The organism is Sinomonas albida (genome assembly GCF_004919045.1).
GTDB lineage: Bacteria > Actinomycetota > Actinomycetes > Actinomycetales > Micrococcaceae > Sinomonas > Sinomonas albida.
This window is the reverse complement of record NZ_SWDW01000014.1, coordinates 24,027-44,113: the sequence shown is the minus strand read 5'-3', so window position 1 is coordinate 44,113 and position 20,087 is coordinate 24,027. Positions and strand designations below refer to the sequence as shown.

Below are 20,087 nucleotides of genomic sequence, written 5' to 3'. Positions count from 1 at the left end.
AAAGCCGGCGCGGTGAGTGCTCAGTTCGTGAGCACGCGGCCGTCCAACTCAGCGGCTGCGTCGATTGGCGCCCAGCAGCCAGCTCATGATCGCGGAGACGAGGGAAATGATGATTGCCCCGAAGATCGCCGTCCAGAAGAAGGAATCGATGGTCAGATGCACGGGCGTGTAGCCGGAGAGCCAGGCCGTGAGCGCAAGCATCCCCGCGTTGATGACCAGTGCGAAGAGCCCGAGCGTGAGGCACGTGACCGGCAGGGAGAGGAGTTCGACGATCGGCCTGACGAGCGCATTGACGAGTCCGAAGATGAGGCCGATGAAGAGGTAGGCGAGCACGACACCGAAGGTGTCGCTGTGCGTGCCGGCCCCCGAGTTGGCCGCGAGATCGGCCGCGGCGGTCGAGTTGATTCGGATACCGGGCAGCAAGAAGCTCGCGACCCAGAGCGCAATGGCGTTGACGACAATACGGAGCAGGAACCGCATCATGTGCCCATCGTTCCATACTGTCCTGTGCTCGACTGTCTTGTGCTCGCATCGATGGCCGCGCGCCCCGGCTACGCTTGGAACCATGACTTCTGCACTGAACAGCCGTGACGGCGCCGAAGCAGCCGCCGTCGCAGTTAGCGGCACGGAGGCCGGCACCCCGGCTCCGGAAGCCGTTGACCCCCGGCCCGTCATCAACCGCCTGCCGAAGTACGCGGCGGGCAAGCCGCCGGCGCCGATCCCTGGGCTCCAGAGCTACAAGCTCTCCTCGAACGAGAATCCGCTCCCGCCCCTTCCGGCGGTTCTGGACGCGATCGCCTCGCAGACGGCCGTCAATCGCTACCCAGACCCGGTGGCGTCCGCGCTCCGCGCGCGGCTCGCGGGCTTCCTGGGCGTTCCCGCCGAGGACATCGTGACGGGTGGCGGGAGCCTCGGCGCCCTCAACCAGCTCCTCGCTGCCTTTGCGGGGCAGGGGGACGACGGCATTCCGGACGAGGTTCTCTATGCGTGGCGCTCGTTCGAGGCCTACCCGATTTCTGTGGGCCTCGCCGGAGCCAAGAGCGTGCAGATCCCTGTGACCCGGGACGGCCGCCACGACCTCGAGGCCATGGCTGCGGCGGTCACCGAGCGCACGCGCGTCGTTCTCCTGTGCACGCCGAACAACCCGACTGGGCCGGTCCTGCGCCGCGAAGAGACGGAGCGGTTCATCCAGTCCGTCCCGAGCGACGTCCTCGTGGTGATCGACGAGGCCTACCAGGAATTCGTGCGGGACGAGGACGCAGTGGACGGCCTTGCGATGTACCGCAAATATCCAAACGTTGTAGTGCTCCGAACGTTCTCGAAGGCGCATGGTCTCGCTGGGCTCCGGGTGGGCTATTCCATCTCGCGCCCGGAGATCACCCAGCACCTGCGCGTGGCTGCCGTTCCCTTTGCGGTCTCGACAGTGGGGGAGCACGCGGCGATTGCGTCGCTTGACCATATCGCCGAGGTTGTAGAAAGGGTACAAACGCTCGTCGACGAGCGGGACCGGGTCACCGCGGCCCTCAGGGAAATCGGTTGGTCCGTCCCGGACGCCCAAGGCAACTTCGTGTGGCTCGATCTCGGTGACGCGACACAGGAATTCGCAGTCCTCGCTGCCACCCAGGCGCTCTCCGTGCGCGCCTTCGGAAACGAAGGCGTGCGGGTCAGCATCGGGGAGCCCGAGGCGAATTCGCGCTTCCTCGAGCTCTGTAGAACCTTCACAAAAGCCCCGATGGCTTACTAGCGATTAACCTATGCTTCGCGGCCCAGCCGAACTCTGTAGAGTGGCAGCTGGGCCGCAGGCATATATTCCGAATTTAGAATGCATTCTGACCGAGGAATATATCAAGGCGGAGGACCGTCCGGACCACGGAACCACGACCACGGCAGGAGGCGGCGGCATGGCAGGACATCTGCCCACCACCGAGTTCGACGACATCCCGGATGAATTGCTCGACGAGCTCGAGTCGCTCTCGCACGAGCGGACTGAGGGCCACGTCAACATGGTTCAGCTCCTCGACGAGGAGGGTCGGTTCCACAACGGCTCGCACTTCTCCGAGCACGCACGCAGCCTGAGCGGGGAAGAGCTTCGCGGCCTCTACCGCGAGATGGCCATGATCCGCAGGTTTGACGTCGAGGCCACCGCGCTCCAGCGCCAGGGGCAGCTCGCCCTCTGGGTCCCGATGCGTGGTCAGGAGGCCGCGCAGATCGGTTCGGGCCGAGCCACGCAGCCGCAGGACTACATCTTCCCGACCTACCGGGAGCACGGCGTCGCCCTCACGCGCGGCGTCGAGCTCGGCGAGCTCCTCCGCATCTTCCGGGGAGTCTCGAACGGCGGCTGGGATCCCACCGAGACCAACTTCCACCTCTACACGCTCGTCCTCGCCGCACAAGTCCCGCATGCCGTCGGCTATGCCATGGCGCTTCAGCGCGACGCCGCGCGCGCCGCAGCCGGGGGGCGCGACGCCGGGGAGCCGGGCGCCGTCGTCGCCTATTTCGGCGACGGTGCGAGCTCAGAGGGCGACGTCCACGAGTCCATGGTGTTCGCGGCGAGCTTCAAGGCCCCCGTCGTGTTCTTCTGCCAGAACAACCAATGGGCCATTTCGGTGCCGGCGCAGGTGCAGTCGCGGATTCCGCTCCACAACCGGGCCAAGGGCTACGGTTTCCCCGGTCTCCGCGTGGACGGCAACGACGTCCTCGCTGTGAGGGCCGTGACCGAGTGGGCGCTCGAGCGGGCGCGCAGCGGCAAGGGTCCCGTGCTCATTGAGGCCTACACGTATCGGCAGGGCGCCCACACGACCGCCGACGATCCCACGAAGTACCGCCTGTCCGAAGAGGAGCAGGAATGGCTCGCGAAGGATCCCGTGACGCGCTTCGAGAAGTTCCTGCGCGCTGAGGGCCACGCCGATGATGCGTTCTTCGCGGACGTCGCGGCCGAGGGCGATGCGCTCGCGGCGAAGTCCCGCAAGGATGTCCTCGCTTTCGAGCCCCCGAATCTCGCCGAGGCCATGGGCAACGTCTACGCGGAGTGGCACCCCCTCGTGGCCGAGGAGCTCGCGTGGCACCTCGAGTACGAGTCCGGATTCAAGGACGCCGAGGAAGCGAACACGTCGGAAGGCGGCCACTGATGCCCACGATGACCCTGGCCAAGGCAATCAACGCCGGGCTGCGTGACGCCCTCGCGGCGGACGAGATGGTCCTGCTCATGGGCGAGGACATCGGCTCGCTCGGCGGCGTCTATCGCGTGACGGAGGGCCTCAAGGCCGAATTCGGCGAGGACCGCGTGGTGGACAGCCCCCTCGCAGAGTCCGGAATCGTCGGCACGAGCATTGGTCTCTCGCTCAGGGGCTACCGGCCCGTCGACGAGATCCAGTTCGACGGCTTCGTCTTCCCAGCCTTCAATCAGATCACCACCCAGCTGGCCAAGCTCCACGCCCGGAGTGCGGGCCGGCTCACGGTGCCCGTGACGATCCGGATCCCGTACGGCGGCGGCATCGGCTCGGTCGAACACCACTCCGAGTCGCCGGAGGCCCTCTTCGCGCACACTGCGGGCCTGCGCATCATTACGCCGTCGAACCCCCACGACGGCTACTGGATGACCCGCCGCGCGATCGAGTCCGACGATCCGGTCATCGTCTTCGAGCCGAAGCGCCGCTACTGGCTCAAGGGTGAGGTCGACACGACTGATCCGGGAGCCTCGACCGATCCGTTCCGCGCCCACGTGGTCCGCGAGGGCACGGACGCGACCGTCGTCGCTTACGGCCCCCTGGTCCCGGTGGCACTCGCCGCCGCCGAGGCCGCGACTGAGGACGGCCACAGCGTCGAGGTCATCGACCTCCGCTCGCTGTCTCCCATCGATTTCGACACCATCACGGCCTCGGTCGAGAAGACGGGCCGGCTCGTGGTCGCCCACGAGGCCCCGACGTTCGGCGGGCTCGGCGGCGAGATCGCGTCCCGCGTCTCCGAGCGCGCGTTCCTCTCCCTCGAAGCCCCCGTGATTCGGGTCGGCGGGTTCCACATGCCGTACCCGGTCGCGAAGATCGAGGGCCAATACCTCCCGGACATTGACCGCATCCTCGAGGCCCTCGACCGGGCGTTCGCGTACTAGGAGCCGCATGAGCAAGCAGATCTTCAACCTCCCTGACGTCGGCGAGGGTCTGACCGAGGCGGATATCGTCTCGTGGAAGGTCAAGCCCGGCGATACGGTCGCGATCAACGACGTCCTGTGCGAAATCGAGACCGCCAAGAGCCTTGTCGAGCTGCCGAGCCCGTACGAGGGCACGGTCCTCGAGCTGCTCGCCCCGGAACACGAGACGATCGAGGTCGGGGCGCCGATCATTGCGATCGGCACCGAGGGCTCGGCTCCATCCGGCGCGGACGACGGCGGGGCCGCGCCGAAGGCATCGGCCGCACCTGCCGCTGCTCCTGCTCAGGCGGCCCCCGCAAGGCCGGCTTCAGCCCAGCCAGGTCTAGCGCAGCCAACGCCTGCCCAGGCAACCCCAGCGCCCGCGCCCGCTGGCGCGATGACGGCTCAGACCCCTGCGCCTGCCCCCGGACCCGTAGCCCCGGCCGCGGCACCCGCGGTCGCGGTCAACGCGCCGGTCCCACAGATGCAGGAGCCCGGCGTCGAGAGCGGGCCCCTCGTCGGCTCGGGCCCGAAGGCGGATGCGGTCAAGCGCCGGCCCCGCAAGCAGCCGGCAGCGAGCTCAGGCTCCACGGTTCCCACCCCGGTCCCCGCCGCCCCCCAGGAGGCGACGCTCGCGGCCCCCCTCCCGGCAGCCAGCGCGGAGGCGAAGACTGCCACCGAGGCGGACACCGCCGTCGCCCGTTTGCTCAATCGCGTTCTGGCCAAGCCTCCGGTCCGCCGCATCGCGAAGGAACTCGGAATCAATCTGGCGGACGTCCCGGCGACCGGTGCGCGCGGCGAGGTGACGCGGGCCGACCTCGAGTCGTACCAGGCGCAGCGCGAGCGGGAGATCGCCGCGGCGCCGACGTTCTGGGAGCCCGCGAAGAGGCCGCAGGATCAGCGCATCGAAGTGGTTCCGGTGCGGGGCGTGCGCAAGGCGACCGCGAAGGCCATGGTCGATTCGGCGTTCTCAGCGCCCCACGTGAGCATCTTCGTGGACGTCGACGCGTCTCGGACCATGGAGTTCGTGCAACGGCTCAAGAAGTCGCGCGACTTCGAGGGCATCAAGGTCTCGCCGCTGCTCATCCTCGCGAAGGCCGTCATTTGGGCCGCGGCGCGGAACCCGAGCGTCAATTCGGAGTGGATCAGCACGCCGAAGGGCGACGAGATCCACGTCAAGCACTTCATGAACCTCGGAATTGCCGCGGCGACCCCGCGCGGTCTGCTCGTGCCGAACATCAAGAACGCGCAGGACCTGTCCCTCAAGGAGCTCGCGGTCGCGCTCAACGAGCTCGCCACGACGGCCCGCGCGGGCAAGACGAAGCCGGCGGACATGCAGGGCGGCTCGCTCACGATCACGAACATCGGTGCCCTCGGGATCGACATCGGTACGCCGATCATCAATCCAGGTGAGGTCGCGATCGTCGCGTTCGGAACCATCAAGCTCAAGCCCTGGGTGGTGTCGGGCGAAGTCATTCCGCGCTGGATCACCACGCTCGGCGGGTCCTTCGACCACCGGGTGGTCGACGGCGACCTGTCCGCCCGCTTCATGGCGGACGTCGCGGCGATCATGGAGGAACCGGCGCTCCTCCTCGACTGAGCACCGCGCCCTCGAGCCGACGGCGGAGCCTACTTCGCGAGGCGAAGAACCCGGGTGCAGAGCGGCACTCGGGTTCTGCGGGGTTCGGTTCTGCGGGGTTCGCGTCAGAGGGCTCGCAGGGCCTCGGTGATCCGGTCCGCGACGACGTGGGGGAGTCCTGTTCCGTCGACCCGGACCACGAGACCCCGGGCGTCATAGGCGGAGATGAGCTGCGCGGTTTCCCGTGAGTAGACGTCGAGGCGGTGGGTGACCACTTCTGGGGTGTCGTCGGAGCGGTCTTGCTCGACGGCGCGCAGGAGGATCCGTTCGATCAGCTGGTCGCGGTCGGCCTCGAGCACGATGACGGCGTCGAGTTCGGCGGAGCGCTGAGCGAGGATCGCATCCAGGGCGTCCACCTGAGCCAGCGTGCGGGGGTAGCCGTCAAGGATGAAGCCGTGCTCGGCGTCGGGCAGTGTGAGGCGTTCTGCCACCACGGTGTTCGTGATCTCGTCCGAAACGTACCGTCCCATCGCCAGCAGCTCCCGGATCTCGAGACCGAGGGGGGTTCCGTTCCGGACGTGCTCGCGGAAGAGGCTTCCGGTTGAGATCGTCGGAATGCTGAAGTGCTTGGCCAGCCGCTCGGCCTGGGTGCCCTTCCCCACGCCAGGCGGGCCCATGATCAAGAACCGGTTCACCGAGGTCTCCTTGGATGTCGGGGGCGGGGGCTGAGGTTTCAGCGGAAGAGGTGGCCGCCCACTGAAAACCTGAAGACGACGACGGCTGCGACCACGAGGACAATGACGAGCCAGCCCTGCCACCGCTGCGGCCGCCGTCCGAACCCGACTCGCTTGGGCCCGAACCACGCCTTGTCCTTGGGGCGGTCCCGCGGATCGCGTCCGGGGTTGTTGGGGTGCTGTGGCTCGTTGGTGGACATGCCGTCCTCTCGATGGGTGCGCTGGGCGTGATCCCTCGTGAGGGAGCCCTGACGGCAAGTCTGCGCCGAGTCACCACCCACGGCAACCGGCCGGGCGAAAGCAAAGGAGCACTGCGCCGTGATAGCAGCGCGATACAACGGACACGCGGACTGATGGCGTCAGGCGCCACTGAGGAATCGCTCTTCATCGCCCGCTCTCACGAGACGCCTCGGCCCTCTGTCCACTCAGGCGAGTCACTGGAATACCTCTGAAACCGGTTCCCAGCACGGAGAGGGATGAATCCCGAACACTGAGGCCCAAAAATCGACTATAGCGTCCGTCTGGTAAGCGCTGAAGTTGGCACTTCTCGCTTGCGTTGAGCCGGGGGCCTCAACGGGACGCCTCAGGCTTTCATTGGTGGAGAGCAGCAACTTGAGGAGTAGATATGTCCGAGATTCAGACGGCAGATATCGTGGAGGCAGAGACCGCGCTCACGGAAGATGTCGTGGCCGTGCCGCCTTATGTACCCACGATTGAAGAAACATTCAAAGCGAGCGGGGGACACCGGCAGTTCTTCTGATCCACTCCAGAGCAGATCGAAATACATCTTGCGGAACTCTCGAAGTGATCTTCGGGTCCCCGATGCCAAGGCCGACCTTTATCTCATCGGCCTTGGCATCGGCGGATTCGATCAGCGTACTGTAGAGGTGGACCATCTGCTCCGTGGCGCGGCAGCGGTGCTTCATCTAACGGCCTTTGACCCCGAACTTCGGGAAATTTGCTCCGGGCAGGTAGAGGACCTATCAGGAATCTATTTCTGCGGCAAGCGTGCCGCCGAGGTGTATGACGCCATGGCGGAACATGTTATGGAAGTCGCCTTGGCCAACCATGTCCTGGGGTACTCGTGCTTCGTGACGTACGGGCATCCGCTGTTCTTGGTTGACACCTCATGGGATCTTCGAAGGCGGACCGATCTGCGCGTGAAGCCTGTCGCGGCAACCTCGTTTGTCGACCAGATCATGTGCGATTTGGAGCATCGCTTTGACTACGGCGTCCAGCACTATGAGGCGAACAGGTTCCTGAGAATGTCCCCGCGGATTGATTCCAGATTCCCGCTGATCGTTTCCCAGGTTGGAGAAGTTGGTTCGGACCGAATCGAATTGCGTGGGCGAAAGTTGGCCTGGCTAACGCCTCTGTTCGAGGAAGTTATGGAGAAATATCCAAATGATCGGCAATGTGACCTCGTCTTCTCTGCATACCGTAGAGACATGGCTCCGAAGGTCTCGTCGGCCACCGTCGGAGAGATCTTCACCCTAGCCTCATCCGTGCACGTCGGTACGACTCTGGTGGTTCATGGCTCCGAATCGAAGTGAGAAGGTCTCTCTGTGGCTGGACTTTTGGGGAGCCAGAACCAAGCTGAGGCTGGATGGGGCGGTCGATCTCGCCCACTTCACGTACTACTTCTCCGACTACGTCACGGATCCCTTTTCGGAACCCGATGTGACTGTGTGTCTTCTCGCTACGGGGGATTCGTATCTTGCGAGCGGGCCTTCCGATCGTGAAGTCGTGATAGTCGAGCACCTGACCGGCCGCAGACAGACACTTAGGGGTGACGACACTGTGCGGGCTGCAACACCCATCCCACCTTTTGCGCTCGCTCCACTTGCCGGTCGGATTCGAACCGTCCACGCCGCGGCGGTCACGCATCCGAATGCTCAACGGAAAGCGGTTGTCATTCACGGCCCGTCTACATCAGGCAAATCAACGTTGATGCTTTCGCTCCTCAGGCGGGGATGGGCCTTTATGAGTGATGACACACTTCCAATCGACGCAAGAAACCACGTTCTGAAATTCACTCGACCAATTGGGTTGCGCGAACGGACGGCCAAGCTTCTAGGACTGGGGCCAGAGGCTTTTGCCTCCGCGACGCGGTTCCATACTCCGACCGGCGTGACGCGTGTTGTCCATCCACGAGATCTTCGATGCAGGATCGGCCCGGATCAAGCTGAATGGACGTGGACCGTGACCCTCGAGCCCACTTATAAGCCTTTCAGATCTACTGTCAAGTCGAGGCGACACCTGCATCTTGAATTCGATGTCACAAGGGACCATTGCGCGGCGATTGTAGCGATTGAGGAATTCGCGAATGAATCTTTTGAGCAGTGAGACGACTGTTGACTTGAATTTTTGGGGCACGTCAGTGACAGTCCAATGCAGTCCATCAGATGTGGCCGAGATTAGCTTCTTCTATCGGGCTTTCTTGGCTGGTCCCGCAACGGAATCTGACGTGGCGGTCAGGGTCCGATGCCTGAGTTGGATCACGCGAGGATTTTTCAGAAGCTTGCTGGCCAACGACGGACTTGAGAAGCATTTGGAGATCAATGATCTCCGCGACGAGAGGTTCTCAGTATCGCGCGTCTTTCATGATTGGTCGGGGGTCCCTTCGCCATTGCCGCCATTCGCCACAAGCACAATGAGGAATCGGATTGCAGTGTACCCCGGGGCAGTCGTGCGCCTGACGGACGGTCGGATGGTCGCTCTCATCGGCGAGAACTATGTCGGCAAGACATCGACAGTCGTTGCCTTTTGTCGGATGAATCGCGCTGAGCTCGTTGCGGACAGCCTTGTTGTGCTTGATCTGGACGAACGGGTCTGCCTCACCTATGAGACACCGCTCGGGTTCCGTCGCCAAGGCCTCAAGAACATCACTAACCTTCTGGATCAAATCGAGCACCGTCTCACAGTGTCTCCAGATACGGGCCTGGTTGCCCTAGTGCAGCCTGAAGCCGTGCTGGGACGGAGGAACGCTCCTGGAGGCCCATTGGATCACATCGTTCATCTGGTCATGGGTCCTGTGTCGAGAGTGGAAACTCTCGAGTTGCCCGATCTTCAGTGGTTCACTGCCGCTCCGCCATCGCGGGTCAAGGCCTGTCTTCCGAATCGTGCTGTGCAGGTCCAACTTCCGAAAGCGTGGACTCCTGAGAACCGTGCTACGGCGGTCCTCAACGCGTTGACGAATAGAGGAGAGCCAACAACATGACTCCGCTCATAACAGCCAGCAAGCTCACAAAGATCTATCCAGGCAAGAGCGCGCCTGCCCTTGAAGATGTCTCGCTAGAGGTCAGTGCTGGCGAGGTGATCGCTGTGGTCGGCCACAATGGTGCCGGAAAATCCACCCTGTTCGATCTTCTGGGTGGTTTGTCCAGACCGAGCCGGGGGTCAGTCTCGCTTGCCGTCGAGTCCAAGGAAATCGGCTGGTGTCCCCAGCGCGAAATCGTTGACTGGTCGCTCACCGTCCGCCAGAACATCAGCCTTGGGTTAGAGCTTCGGAATCCGCGGGCACGACGATCATCCCGGGCTGCAGTTGAGCGCACCGCTCAAACCTTGGGGCTTGAGAGCCATCTTGACCGGACGGCCGAGACGCTCTCGGGTGGCGAACTGCGGCGCGCGCAGATCGGAAGGGCGATCGCCGGGAATCCGACGCTCATGATTCTCGATGAGCCCACAACCGGACTGGACCCGACGGGTATCCGTTCGGTATTCGAATACCTTGACGGACGTCGTGCCGAGGGAGCATCGGCCTTGATCAGCACGCACGAGACGTCGCGATTCAGCTCCCATTGCACCCGAGTCGTCGCTTTTGGCGAAGGCAAGCTGCTGGCTGACCTGCCCGTCGCTGCATTCCTGGCGCTGGCGACTCCAACCACCGACGACCTTTGGGATGCGTACACTTCCCTTCGGAGCGGAGGCCAGTGAATGAGGCCACTCATCCTCGCGAAGTATCACTTCGCGTCACTCTGGAACTGGCGTACGTCGTACCTCGGTCGGTTTATTGAACCCGTCGCTTATCTACTTTTCCTAGCGAGTGCACTCGGCTCCCACCTGCAAGAGGTGGCCGGGGGCTACGGCCGTTTCGTGCTCACGGGCCTAGTCTGCCTCCTGTCGTTCAGGTCAGCTACCTCGAGCATGAGCGACGTGTCTAACGACAGGAAATGGGGCGTCTTCGCCATATATTGCATGACGGGCGGCGGAGTCCTGGGCTACTTGGTCAGCGTCGTCCTCTTCGCAGCAGCGGTGTTCTTGGGCCAGCTCGTGCTGCTTGTTTCGTGCGGTCTACTCGTTTTTGGGGAGGCTGCTTCTTCGATTGATCATGTTCTACGCACTGCGGGCATTGGCCTTCTTCTTGTGGCGGGATGGACGGGGATCGGCGCTGCCGTCGGCGCTAGTGTCCAGTCATATTCGACTAGGGACCTTCTTGTTACGGTAACGGCATTACCGGTCATCTTGGCAGCTCCGCTGTTCTACCCCATCGACGACAGTTCGGGATTCGTCCGCCATATTGCGGCGGTTAATCCGCTGACATACCAAGTTGACTGGCTCCGCGACTCGAGTGCGTCGGCGATCACGTACTCAGTGCTGTGGGCAGCGGGTTCGCTACTTCTGGCTTTCTTCATGCTCCGAGGCGCAGAGCGCGTGAGCGCCGAACGCTAGGCGTCCGCCCGGAACGCTCTCATCACCGGAACGCCGCCACGCCCGTGAGGCGCTGGCCGAGGATGAGGGTGTGAACCTCATCCGTGCCCTCGTACGTGCGGACGGATTCGAGGTTGTTCGCGTGGCGAAGCGGTGAGTAGTCGAGCGTGATCCCGTTGCCGCCGAGGATGGTCCGCGCCTCGCGGCAGATCTCGATCGCCTCGCGGCAATTATTGAGCTTGCCCGCGCTGATCTGGTGGGGCTCGAGCTTCCCCGCGTCCTTGAGCCGCCCGAGGTGCAGCGCCAGCAGAAAACCCTTGTTGATCTCGAGGGCCATGTCCACGAGTTTCTGCTGCGTGAGCTGGTACCCGGCGAGCGGCCTGTCGAACTGGAGCCGCTCCTTCGAGTACGCGAGGGCATCCTCGAACGCATCGCGGGCGGCGCCCATGGCGCCCCACGTAATCCCGTAGCGCGCCTCGTTGAGGCACGAGAACGCTCCCCGCAGTCCTTGGGCGCCGGGCAACACTGCATCCGCGGGCAGCCGCACCTCGTCCAGCACCACGTCGCACTGGATGGAGGCCCGCATCGAGAGCTTCGGCTCGATCGCCATGGCGGTGAAGCCCTTGGTGAGGGTTGGGACGAGGAAGCCACGCACGCCGTCGTCCGTTTGGGCCCAGACGACGGCGACGTCCGCGACCGAGGCGAGGCCAATCCACCGCTTCGTCCCCGAGAGGACCCAGCCTGCGTTCGGTCCTGCGCCGTCGCGCCGCGCGAACGTCTTCATGGACGAGGGGTCCGAGCCCGCGCTCCGCTCGGTGAGCGCGAAGCAGCCGATCGCCTGGCCGGCGGCCAGACGGGGGAGCCACTCGTCGCGCTGCTCGTCGGAGCCGTGTTTGGCTATTGCGGTCATGGCGAGTGAGCCTTGAACGGAAACGAAGGTCCGCAGGCCGGAGTCGCCAGCCTCCAGCTCCGCCGCGGCGAGGCCGTATTCGACGGCGGAGCGGCCCGCGCAGCCGTGGCCAGTGAGATGCATGCCCAGGAGGCCGCGGCGCCCGAGCTCGGGGACGATCTCGAGCGGGAGGCGCGCGTCCTCGTACCAGCGCGCGATGTTCGGCTTGATCTCAGCCCTGACGAACCGTCGGACCTCGTCGCGGAGCGCGAGCTCCTCGGCGCTGAGGAGGGTATCGAAGGCGAGGAGGTCGGCGGGGTCGGAGACTTCGGGGTCCATGACGGCAAGAGTAGCGAGAGACGACCAGTCCCCGGCGACGGGACCCCGCAACCGGGCGGACGGGACCCCGCAACGCGTGGGACGGGACCCCGCAACGCGTGGGACGGGACCCCGCAACGCGTGGGACGGGACCCCGCAACGCGTGGGACGGGACCCCGCAACGCCTGGGACGGGACCCCGCAACGCGTGGGACGGGACCCTGCAACGCCGTGGCAAGGACCCCGCAACGGGGGAAGGGCCGGGCGTAGGGTGGAGCGTGTGACCGGAACCACTCGTGCAACGCGCCTCCCCGAACACCTCCGCCTCGAGACGTCGCCGCAGGCCCAGCCAACCGCGATCGTCCAAGGGCCGAACTACCGCTTCACCGTCCTGACGTCGCAGCTCATCCGCCTCGAGTACAGCGAGACGGGCGAGTTCGAGGACCGCGCCTCGCAGGTCGTGCTCCACCGCGACCTCGAGGTCCCCGAGTTCCGGGTCGTGGATGAGCCGCATCGCCTCGAGATCGTCACGCAGCACGTGCACCTGGTCTACGACAAGCGCGAGTTCACGCCCCACGGCCTCTCCATCAAGGTCCTCGGCAAGGTCAGCAACTACCACTCGGTGTGGCACTACGGCGAGGTGGGGGAGAAGAACCTCGGCGGCACGGCCCGCACGCTCGACGGCGTGGGCGGCCCCTGCGAGCTCGAGCCCGGCCTCATGTCCCGCTATGGCTTCGCGACGCTCGACGACAGCGAGACGCTCGTGTTCGACGACGCCGGCTGGCTCACCCCGCGCGGCGACGGCGCGACCCCGGGCACGGACCTCTATTTCTTCGGCTACGGCCGCGACTACCGCGCCTGCCTCCGCGACTTCTACCGCATCTCCGGCCCGACCCCGCTCGTGCCGCGGTTCACGCTCGGCAACTGGTGGAGCCGCTACTACCGCTACACAGAGGAGGAGTACCGCGGCGTCGTGGAACGGTTCGACGCCGAGCGCATCCCGCTCTCGGTGGCGGTCCTGGACATGGACTGGCACCTCACGGAGATCGACCCGGTGCACGGGAGCGGCTGGACCGGCTACACGTGGAACCGCGAACTCTTCCCCGACCCCGAGGGCTTCGCGCGCTGGCTCCACGGACGGGGGCTCGCGCTCACGCTCAATGTGCACCCTGCGGACGGGATCGCGGCCCATGAGGAGGCCTACGAGCGCACGGCGCGCGCGCTGGGCCTCGACCCAGAGGCCGGCGACGCGATTGCCTTCGACCCGACCGACCCCGAGTTCCTGGGCTCCTACCTCCGGGAGGTCCACCACCCGCTCGAGGAGGCCGGCGTCGACTTCTGGTGGCTCGACTGGCAGTCGGGACCGTACTCGCGCGTCCGCGGCCTCGACCCGCTGTGGGTGCTCAACCACGTCCACTTCCTCGACTCGGCGCGCAACGACCGCCTCCCGCTGACCTTCTCGCGCTACGCCGGGCCGGGCAGCCACCGCTACCCGATCGGCTTCTCCGGCGACACGATCGTCACGTGGGAGTCGCTCGCGTTCCAGCCGTACTTCACGGCGACAGCGTCCAACATCGGCTACGGCTGGTGGAGCCACGACATCGGCGGCCACATGTGGGGCTACAAGGACGACGACCTCGCTGCCCGCTGGGTCCAGCTCGGCGTGTTCTCCCCGATCAATCGCCTGCACAGCTCCTCGATGCCGTTCACGGGCAAGGAGCCGTGGCGCTACCGCGCGGACGCCGAGGCCGCCATGGGCGAGTTCCTGCGGCTCCGCCACCGGCTGGTGCCGTACCTCCACACGATGAACCACCGGGCGTCCGCGGAGGGCCGTCCGATCGTCGAGCCGATGTACTACGAGCACCCTGAGACGGAGGACGCCTACGAGGTCCCGAACCAGTTCCTGTTCGGCACGGAGCTCATGGTCGCGCCCGTGGTCGAGCCGCGGGATCGCGCGCTCAACCGCGCGAGCGCCCCGGCGTGGCTTCCGCCGGGTCTGTGGATCGACTTCTTCACCGGCACCGTCTACCGCGGCGGACGCCGTGCCCGCCTCTACCGCACACTCGAGACGATGCCGGTCCTCGCCCGGGCGGGTGCCATCGTGCCAATGGCCCACCCGGACACGCTCGGCAACGGCACCCCGGCGCCGGAGCGCTTCGAGCTGCGCGTCTTCGCGGGTGCCTCGGGCGAGTTCACGCTGATCGAGGACGACGGCGGGGCGTCAGCCGGGGAGCGCGAGCACCAGGTCCGTACGCCCATCCACTTCGACTGGGAGGGCGGGAGCCTGAGCGTCCGTTCCGCCGTGGGAACGGCCGACGGCGTGCCGACCGTCCGCTCGTGGGAGGTCGTGATCGCTGGGGTGCGTGAGCCGTCCAACGTCCGCGCAACGTCCGGTTCGCAGGAGCTCGGCCCGTTCGTGGTCCACGACGAGGCGACCAACACGCTGCGCGTCATCGTGGACGACGTCGACGCGCGGGAGGGCTTCACGCTCACCGCCGAAGGCGGTTTCGAGCTCGCGCGCAACCGCACGGTCGCCGCCGTCGAACGCCTCCTCGACGACGTCCACGCCGAAATCGCACTCAAGGGGAAGATCTTCTCCTGCGTGACCTCGGGCCAGTCGCCCGCCGCGGTGGCTGCCGGCCTCTCCGGGCTCGACATCGATCCGGCGCTGCTCGGCGCCGTCGTCGAGCTCGTCCTCGCGGACGCGGAGTAGGGCCCCGCGCCGGGCGGGCCAGGGAAGCAGCAGACCCGCGGAGGGGCTCGTCATGTCAGAGCGCAACGGCGAGCCCCGCCCGGCCCTATGGGAAACTGGCCGCGTGTTGAAGACCGACCGCTCGTGGCGCTACGTGACGGCCCGAGTGATCACCGAGGCGTTCCAGCCCCCGATCGTCGTGGCGATCATGATGCTCCTGAGCCCGGCCGGCAGCCCCGGATTCCCCGGAACCCTCTGGTACGGGCTCGTCGCCGCCGTATTCACGTGCGGCGTGCCGTTCGTGCTGCTCGTGGCACTCGTGCGGGCCGGAAAGGTCACCGACCATCACGTGAGCGACCGGCGCCAGCGCGGCCCGGTCCTCGGGCTGTCGCTCGTGATCGTGCTCGCGGGGCTGGCCGTTCTAGGCCTTCTCCACGCGCCGGCGAGCGTCATGGCCATGGTCTTCGCGCTCGTGGGCGGCATCGCCTTGCTGGCCATCGTGAGCCTTGCGTGGAAGATCAGCGGACACGCCGCCGCGATCACCTCGGCGGCGGTCTCGCTCCTCTTCCTCTTCGGGCCGGCCTGGTGGCCGGCCCTCATCCTCGTGCCGGTCGTCATGTGGTCCCGGCTCGTGCTCCGCGCCCACACCCTCGCCCAGCTGCTGGCGGGGGCTGTGTTCGGTGGCGGAATCGTGGTCGGCCTGTGGCGGGGGCTGCTCGCGTGGTTCGGCTGAGCCCACTGCACGGCTCGGCCCTGAGGCGCTGATCAGGCCAGGAGCCGGTGGCTCGGGCCGTCCGGCGCCTGCCACGCGGAGTCCTTGGCCTGGTCGATGGCGCGAGAGAGCTCGGCTCCCCGTCGCCAGGTCGCGAGGAGCGAGCTGAGCGCCCGCCGCGTCCCCGATTCGCGATGTATCGTGATTTGCCCCGTGCGCCGCGACGCTTGGGTGAGGCTAGCCGCCGTCGTCCGATCAAGCCGGCGATTCCCCGTGATGCTGCTCATTCGTGGTCCCCTTCTCTGATTTCTTCCCTGTCCCGCATCCAGTCTGCTCCTCGATGAGGACAGGGTCGGTCCGCTGTACTTCGAGATATATCGCGTTGATGAAATTCACGATATATCTCGAATCCGGAGCCCACAAGACCCTGGCGAGTTGAGGACAGGAACTGTCCGCAGGGTGGGCGATCATAGTTCCATGGCAGACACGACCCAGCGCGTCCTCAGCCTGCTCAGTCTCCTGCAGTCGCGTCCCGTGTGGACGGGTGCGGAGCTCGCGGAGCGGCTGGGCGTGACGACCCGCAGCGTGCGGCGGGACGTCGAGCGCCTCCGCGAGCTCGGCTACCCCGTCCGAGCGGAGCACGGGACCGGCGGCGGCTACCAGCTCGGAGCGGGGAAGGCCCTCCCGCCGCTCCTCCTCGACGACGAGGAAGCCGTCGCCGTGGCCGTGAGCCTGCGGCTCGCGGCCGGCGGGACCGTGGCGGGACTGGGCGAGGCGGCAGTGCGCTCGCTCGCGAAGCTCGACCAGGTGCTCCCCGCTCGGCTGCGGTCAGAGGTCAAGGGGGTCATCGAGGCGACGGTGAGCCTGGACAGCCCGGTGACGACGGTCGACGCCGACGTCCTCGTCGCGTTGGCCCGCGCCATCCGCACGCCCGAGCGGGCGACCTTCGACTACACGAAGGCGGACGGCGCCCGCCATGAGCGGCGCGTCGAGCCGTACCGTCTCGTCGCCGCAGGGCGCCGGTGGTATCTCATGGCGTGGGACCTCGACCGCGACGACTGGCGCACGTTCCGGCTGGACCGCATGGCCGCGGCACGCGGGACGGGCTGGCGCTTCAAGCAGCGCGAGGCGCCCGATGCCGTTGAATACGTCCGGGCGTCCATCACGCAGGCGCCGTATCAATTCGTCGCGAAGGTCCGGATCGCGGCCGCGGCCGAAGAGGTGGCCGCCCGCGTCCCGTCGACGATGGCGGTCATTGAGCCCGACGGTGACGGGCACTGCGTCCTGACGGCGGGCGCCGACAACCTCGACTACATCGCGTACCACGTGGTGCGGCTCGGCTGGCCCGTCACCGTGCTCGACCCGCCTGAGCTCCGAGACGCGATGCGGGACCTCGGTGCGCGGCTGGCGGTCGCGGGCCAGGGCTAGCGGGCTGCGCGAGGCTGCCGGCGGAGGCCCCGGGGGCGGGACCGCAGGCCCGAAGGCCCAGCCCCTTGCCCTTGCGCCGCGGAACCGGTGCAATGATCCCACGGCGAGTCCCGCCGTCGTGCGCCGAAGGAGCCGCCATGTTCACCAGCCCGTACCCCGACGTCGAGATCCCCGAGGCGACGCTCTACGAGTACCTGTTCGGCGGGCTCAGCCCCGAGGACCTCAAGCGGATCGCGCTCGTGGACGGGACCTCGGGGGCCGAGACCACGTACGGCGAGCTCGTGGCCAGGATCGACGCGACCGCGGGCTGGCTCGCCGAGCATGAGGCCGGGCCCGGGACGACGATCGGCCTGTTCTGCCCCAACGTCCCCGCGTTCGCGATCGTGTTCCACGGGATCCTCCGCGCGGGCGCGGCAGTCACGACGATCAACGCGCTGTACACGGCCGAGGAGGCGGGCAAGCAGCTCGCGGACGCCGGGGCCACGTGGCTCTTCACGGTCTCGCCCTTCCGTGACCGTGCCGAGGCCGCGGCCCAGGCCGCGGGCATCCCGCCCGAACAGCTCGTCGTCCTCGACGGCGGCGATGCGGCCTCCGCCGCGGGCCACCCCAACCTTGCCGACATGCTCGCCGCGGACCTCCCGGCCCCCGACCTCAGCATTGACCCGCACGCGGCCGCGGTGGTCCCGTACTCGTCCGGCACCAGCGGCACGCCCAAGGGCGTGCTGCTGAGCCAGTACAACCTGGTCGCGAACGTCGCCCAAGCGCGGGCCCTCCTCGGCGTCACGCACGACGACGTCCTCCTCGCCGTGCTGCCGTTCTTCCACATCTACGGCATGACTGTGCTCCTCAACCTCGCGTTCCGAGAGCGCGCGCGGCTCGTGACGATGCCGAAGTTCGACCTCGCCGAATTCCTCCGCATCACGCAGGACCACCGGTGTTCCTATCTCTTCATCGCGCCGCCCATCGCGGTGGCCCTCGCGAAGCATCCGCTCGTCGAGAAGTACGACCTTTCGTCCGTCCGCGCGGCGCTCTCCGGGGCGGCGCCGCTCGACGGCGAGCTGGGCCATGCGGTCTCCGCGCGGCTCGGCTGCACGATGCTCCAGGGCTATGGCATGACCGAGCTGAGCCCGGTCTCGCATCTCATCCCGTTGGACGCGGCGGACCGCGTGCCGCTGGATTCCGTGGGCTACACCGTGCCCAACACGGAATGCCGGCTCCTCGACCCCGCGACCGACGAGGAACTCGAGATTCCCGCGGACGGCGTGAGCGAGCCGGGCCAGCTCCTGGTACGCGGCCCGCAGGTCATGCTCGGCTATCTCAACCGGCCCGACGCGACCGCCGCGACAATCGATCCGGACGGCTTCCTACGCACCGGCGACATCGCCACCGTGGGCTCGGACGGCGTCGTGACGATCGTGGACCGGCTCAAGGAGCTCATCAAGTACAAGGGTTACCAGATCGCGCCCGCCGAGCTCGAGGCGCTCCTCCTCACCCACCCGCAGGTCGCGGACGCCGCGGTCATCGGCATCAGGGCGGACGACGGCGAGGAGGTGCCGAAGGCGTTCGTCGTGCGGCAGGGCGACGCGGAGCTGGGGGACGAGGGCGTCATGGAGTTCGTCGCCGAGCACGTGGCGCCGTACAAGCGCGTGCGCTTCGTGGAGTTCGTCGAGGCCATCCCGAAGTCGGCGTCGGGGAAGATCCTGCGGAGGGAGCTGCGCGGGCGGGGTCAGGGCTGACGGGCAGCCAGCAGCGCGTTGACCTCGTCGAGGCGGGGCATCGACTCGCTCGCTCCGGCGCGCGAGACGCTCAGGGCCGCGGCCACGGAAGCAGTCTCTGCGGCCTGCTCGATCGACAGGCCGAGGGCGAGCATCGCGCCCAGGGCGCCCACGAACGCGTCGCCGGCACCGGTCGTGTCCACGGGGCGCGTGGGGATGGCGGCGATCCGGGACGTGATGGCACCGCCGCGGGCGATCGCGGATCCGCTGGCCCCGAGCGTCACCACGACGGTCCGGCCCGCGCTCGACAGCGCGCACGCCGCCCCGAGCGGATCGTCGACGCCCGCGAGCTGGACCGCCTCGTGCTCGTTCGGCACGAGGACGTCGACGAGGTCGAGCAGGCTCGCCGGGAACGGCTGGACGGGCGCGGGCGTGAGGATCACGGTTGCCCCGCCGTCGTGGCCGGCCCGGGCGGCCGCCGCGACTGCGGTGAGCGGGATCTCGCCCTGGAGGAGGACGACGGCGGCGTGCGCCGCCGCGCGTTCGTCGTCGCCGGTGAGCTCGGTGAAGCTGCCGTTGGCCCCGGGGTAGACGATGATCGTGTTCTCGCCCGCGGCGTCGACCGCGATGTCCGCCGTCCCGGTCTGCGCGTCCACGGCGACGACGCCGCTCGGGTCGATCGAGTCGGTGATGAGCACGGCCCGGAGGAAGGCGCCGTCGGGATCGTCCCCGATTCGCGCGCGCAGGGCGACGTCCGCGCCCAGGCGTGCCGCGGCCACGGCCTGATTGAGCCCCTTGCCGCCGGCGTGGCGGGTCCGATCGTTCGCGACGACCGTCTCGCCGCCGTTCGGATGCCTGTCGACGCGGACCACGGTGTCCACGTTGGCGCTTCCCACCACGCACACGCGCTTCATCGCACTGGGCTCCCTGTGGTGCGCTCGGCCGCGATCACCGAGGCGAGGAGTCCCGGAAACCTCGCGTCGAGGTCATCGGCGCGCAGCGAGCTGAGGATGGCCGTCCCGCGGTAGTGCTGGGCGATGACGCCAGCTTCACGCAGTACGCGGAAGTGGTGCGTGGACGTCGACTTGCTGACGGGGAGGCCGAACGCGATGCACGCCTGATCGTCGTGGCCGTCCGCGAGTTGGCACACGATCCGGCGTCGGATCGGGTCGGCCAGCGCCGCGAGGACGGCGTCGAGCCCGATTGCCTCCTGTTCGGGGTGCTCCAAGACTCGCATGGTTGAAT

The 20,087-nt window shown here is 67.1% G+C and carries 20 protein-coding genes; 13 read left to right on the top strand and 7 right to left on the bottom strand.

The window, feature by feature from the left end; all coding sequences use genetic code 11:
• Positions 1-48 precede the first annotated feature (48 nt).
• On the bottom strand, positions 49-483 hold the full coding sequence (locus E6A26_RS14215; RefSeq protein ID WP_136611862.1) for a phage holin family protein: 435 nt from the start codon (positions 481-483) through the stop codon (positions 49-51).
• A gap of 82 nt (positions 484-565) precedes the next feature.
• Here E6A26_RS14215 and hisC point away from each other — a divergent pair, with 82 nt between their 5' ends.
• The 4 genes from hisC (at position 566) to E6A26_RS14195 (ending at position 5,726) form a co-directional block, all read left to right on the top strand.
• Positions 566-1,744 (top strand): histidinol-phosphate transaminase, encoded by a 1,179-nt coding sequence (gene hisC / locus E6A26_RS14210; protein WP_136611861.1) that lies wholly within the window; start codon positions 566-568, stop codon positions 1,742-1,744.
• 157 nt (positions 1,745-1,901) lie between these two features.
• Complete coding sequence (gene pdhA / locus E6A26_RS14205; RefSeq protein WP_136611860.1) at positions 1,902-3,128, top strand: pyruvate dehydrogenase (acetyl-transferring) E1 component subunit alpha; 1,227 nt, start codon at positions 1,902-1,904, stop codon at positions 3,126-3,128.
• Entirely contained in the window at positions 3,128-4,108 is a 981-nt protein-coding gene (locus tag E6A26_RS14200) for an alpha-ketoacid dehydrogenase subunit beta (protein ID WP_136611859.1), read from the top strand. The genes pdhA and E6A26_RS14200 overlap by 1 nt, the downstream gene beginning before the upstream one ends.
• Positions 4,109-4,115: 7 nt before the next feature.
• Entirely contained in the window at positions 4,116-5,726 is a 1,611-nt protein-coding gene (locus E6A26_RS14195; RefSeq protein WP_136611858.1) for a dihydrolipoamide acetyltransferase family protein, read from the top strand.
• 104 nt (positions 5,727-5,830) lie between these two features.
• On the opposite strand, the gene E6A26_RS14190 is transcribed toward E6A26_RS14195, so the two are convergent.
• Positions 5,831-6,400: an adenylate kinase gene (locus tag E6A26_RS14190; RefSeq protein ID WP_136611857.1), complete on the bottom strand. Its 570-nt coding sequence runs from the start codon at positions 6,398-6,400 to the stop codon at positions 5,831-5,833.
• Positions 6,401-6,438: 38 nt separating this feature from the next.
• Complete coding sequence (locus tag E6A26_RS14185) at positions 6,439-6,639, bottom strand: hypothetical protein (RefSeq protein WP_136611856.1); 201 nt, start codon at positions 6,637-6,639, stop codon at positions 6,439-6,441.
• A 425-nt stretch (positions 6,640-7,064) separates the two neighbouring features.
• On the opposite strand from E6A26_RS14185, the gene E6A26_RS18065 reads away from it, so the two are divergent.
• From E6A26_RS18065 to E6A26_RS14165, 5 genes are all read left to right on the top strand, one after another.
• Positions 7,065-7,199, top strand: a complete 135-nt coding sequence (locus E6A26_RS18065) for a hypothetical protein (RefSeq protein WP_268815414.1) — start codon at positions 7,065-7,067, stop codon at positions 7,197-7,199.
• 28 nt (positions 7,200-7,227) lie between these two features.
• Positions 7,228-7,992, top strand: coding sequence for an SAM-dependent methyltransferase (locus tag E6A26_RS14180; protein ID WP_136611855.1), 765 nt, complete (start codon positions 7,228-7,230; stop codon positions 7,990-7,992).
• Positions 7,993-9,149: 1,157 nt separating this feature from the next.
• The gene (locus tag E6A26_RS14175) at positions 9,150-9,659 is read left to right on the top strand and encodes a hypothetical protein (protein WP_136611854.1); all 510 of its coding nucleotides are present in this window, start codon (positions 9,150-9,152) and stop codon (positions 9,657-9,659) included.
• Complete coding sequence (locus tag E6A26_RS14170) at positions 9,656-10,375, top strand: ABC transporter ATP-binding protein (RefSeq protein ID WP_136611853.1); 720 nt, start codon at positions 9,656-9,658, stop codon at positions 10,373-10,375. Before E6A26_RS14175 ends, E6A26_RS14170 begins: the two co-directional genes overlap by 4 nt.
• Positions 10,376-11,110 carry an ABC transporter permease gene (locus E6A26_RS14165; protein WP_136611852.1) on the top strand — a complete coding sequence of 245 codons (735 nt, stop codon included), beginning with the start codon at positions 10,376-10,378 and terminating at the stop codon, positions 11,108-11,110. It abuts the gene before it with no gap.
• A 22-nt stretch (positions 11,111-11,132) separates the two neighbouring features.
• On the opposite strand, the gene E6A26_RS14160 is transcribed toward E6A26_RS14165, so the two are convergent.
• Complete coding sequence (locus tag E6A26_RS14160) at positions 11,133-12,317, bottom strand: acyl-CoA dehydrogenase family protein (protein ID WP_136611851.1); 1,185 nt, start codon at positions 12,315-12,317, stop codon at positions 11,133-11,135.
• 258 nt (positions 12,318-12,575) lie between these two features.
• Between E6A26_RS14160 and E6A26_RS14155 the strand changes: the two genes are divergently transcribed.
• Positions 12,576-15,008, top strand: a complete 2,433-nt coding sequence (locus E6A26_RS14155; RefSeq protein ID WP_136611850.1) for a glycoside hydrolase family 31 protein — start codon at positions 12,576-12,578, stop codon at positions 15,006-15,008.
• A gap of 103 nt (positions 15,009-15,111) precedes the next feature.
• The gene (locus E6A26_RS14150; protein WP_211129151.1) at positions 15,112-15,720 is read left to right on the top strand and encodes a phosphatase PAP2 family protein; all 609 of its coding nucleotides are present in this window, start codon (positions 15,112-15,114) and stop codon (positions 15,718-15,720) included.
• Between the two features lie 32 nt (positions 15,721-15,752).
• On the opposite strand, the gene E6A26_RS14145 is transcribed toward E6A26_RS14150, so the two are convergent.
• Positions 15,753-15,986: a hypothetical protein gene (locus tag E6A26_RS14145; RefSeq protein WP_136611848.1), complete on the bottom strand. Its 234-nt coding sequence runs from the start codon at positions 15,984-15,986 to the stop codon at positions 15,753-15,755.
• Between the two features lie 190 nt (positions 15,987-16,176).
• Here E6A26_RS14145 and E6A26_RS14140 point away from each other — a divergent pair, with 190 nt between their 5' ends.
• Both E6A26_RS14140 and E6A26_RS14135 read left to right on the top strand, forming a co-directional pair.
• Positions 16,177-17,127: a helix-turn-helix transcriptional regulator gene (locus E6A26_RS14140; RefSeq protein WP_136611847.1), complete on the top strand. Its 951-nt coding sequence runs from the start codon at positions 16,177-16,179 to the stop codon at positions 17,125-17,127.
• Positions 17,128-17,264: 137 nt separating this feature from the next.
• Positions 17,265-18,863 (top strand): AMP-binding protein, encoded by a 1,599-nt coding sequence (locus tag E6A26_RS14135; RefSeq protein WP_136611846.1) that lies wholly within the window; start codon positions 17,265-17,267, stop codon positions 18,861-18,863.
• On the opposite strand, the gene E6A26_RS14130 is transcribed toward E6A26_RS14135, so the two are convergent.
• Entirely contained in the window at positions 18,854-19,756 is a 903-nt protein-coding gene (locus E6A26_RS14130) for a ribokinase (protein ID WP_136611845.1), read from the bottom strand. The genes E6A26_RS14135 and E6A26_RS14130 overlap by 10 nt on opposite strands.
• Positions 19,753-20,079: an ArsR/SmtB family transcription factor gene (locus E6A26_RS14125; protein ID WP_136611844.1), complete on the bottom strand. Its 327-nt coding sequence runs from the start codon at positions 20,077-20,079 to the stop codon at positions 19,753-19,755. The genes E6A26_RS14130 and E6A26_RS14125 overlap by 4 nt, the downstream gene beginning before the upstream one ends.
• Between the last annotated feature and the right edge of the window lie 8 nt (positions 20,080-20,087).

What these genes read in the sequence shown, in the direction of transcription:
- E6A26_RS14125 (WP_136611844.1), bottom strand. Translation starts at nt 20,079, where the DNA reads ATGCGAGTCTTGGAGCACCCCGAACAGGAGGCAATCGGGCTCGACGCC.
- E6A26_RS14130 (WP_136611845.1), bottom strand. Translation starts at nt 19,756, where the DNA reads ATGAAGCGCGTGTGCGTGGTGGGAAGCGCCAACGTGGACACCGTGGTC.
- E6A26_RS14165 (WP_136611852.1), top strand. Translation starts at nt 10,376, where the DNA reads ATGAGGCCACTCATCCTCGCGAAGTATCACTTCGCGTCACTCTGGAAC.
- pdhA (WP_136611860.1), top strand. Translation starts at nt 1,902, where the DNA reads ATGGCAGGACATCTGCCCACCACCGAGTTCGACGACATCCCGGATGAA.
- E6A26_RS14200 (WP_136611859.1), top strand. Translation starts at nt 3,128, where the DNA reads ATGCCCACGATGACCCTGGCCAAGGCAATCAACGCCGGGCTGCGTGAC.
- E6A26_RS14185 (WP_136611856.1), bottom strand. Translation starts at nt 6,639, where the DNA reads ATGTCCACCAACGAGCCACAGCACCCCAACAACCCCGGACGCGATCCG.
- E6A26_RS14145 (WP_136611848.1), bottom strand. Translation starts at nt 15,986, where the DNA reads ATGAGCAGCATCACGGGGAATCGCCGGCTTGATCGGACGACGGCGGCT.
- E6A26_RS14170 (WP_136611853.1), top strand. Translation starts at nt 9,656, where the DNA reads ATGACTCCGCTCATAACAGCCAGCAAGCTCACAAAGATCTATCCAGGC.
- E6A26_RS18065 (WP_268815414.1), top strand. Translation starts at nt 7,065, where the DNA reads ATGTCCGAGATTCAGACGGCAGATATCGTGGAGGCAGAGACCGCGCTC.
- E6A26_RS14135 (WP_136611846.1), top strand. Translation starts at nt 17,265, where the DNA reads ATGTTCACCAGCCCGTACCCCGACGTCGAGATCCCCGAGGCGACGCTC.
- E6A26_RS14215 (WP_136611862.1), bottom strand. Translation starts at nt 483, where the DNA reads ATGATGCGGTTCCTGCTCCGTATTGTCGTCAACGCCATTGCGCTCTGG.
- E6A26_RS14140 (WP_136611847.1), top strand. Translation starts at nt 16,177, where the DNA reads ATGGCAGACACGACCCAGCGCGTCCTCAGCCTGCTCAGTCTCCTGCAG.
- E6A26_RS14175 (WP_136611854.1), top strand. Translation starts at nt 9,150, where the DNA reads ATGGTCGCTCTCATCGGCGAGAACTATGTCGGCAAGACATCGACAGTC.
- E6A26_RS14160 (WP_136611851.1), bottom strand. Translation starts at nt 12,317, where the DNA reads ATGGACCCCGAAGTCTCCGACCCCGCCGACCTCCTCGCCTTCGATACC.
- hisC (WP_136611861.1), top strand. Translation starts at nt 566, where the DNA reads ATGACTTCTGCACTGAACAGCCGTGACGGCGCCGAAGCAGCCGCCGTC.
- E6A26_RS14195 (WP_136611858.1), top strand. Translation starts at nt 4,116, where the DNA reads ATGAGCAAGCAGATCTTCAACCTCCCTGACGTCGGCGAGGGTCTGACC.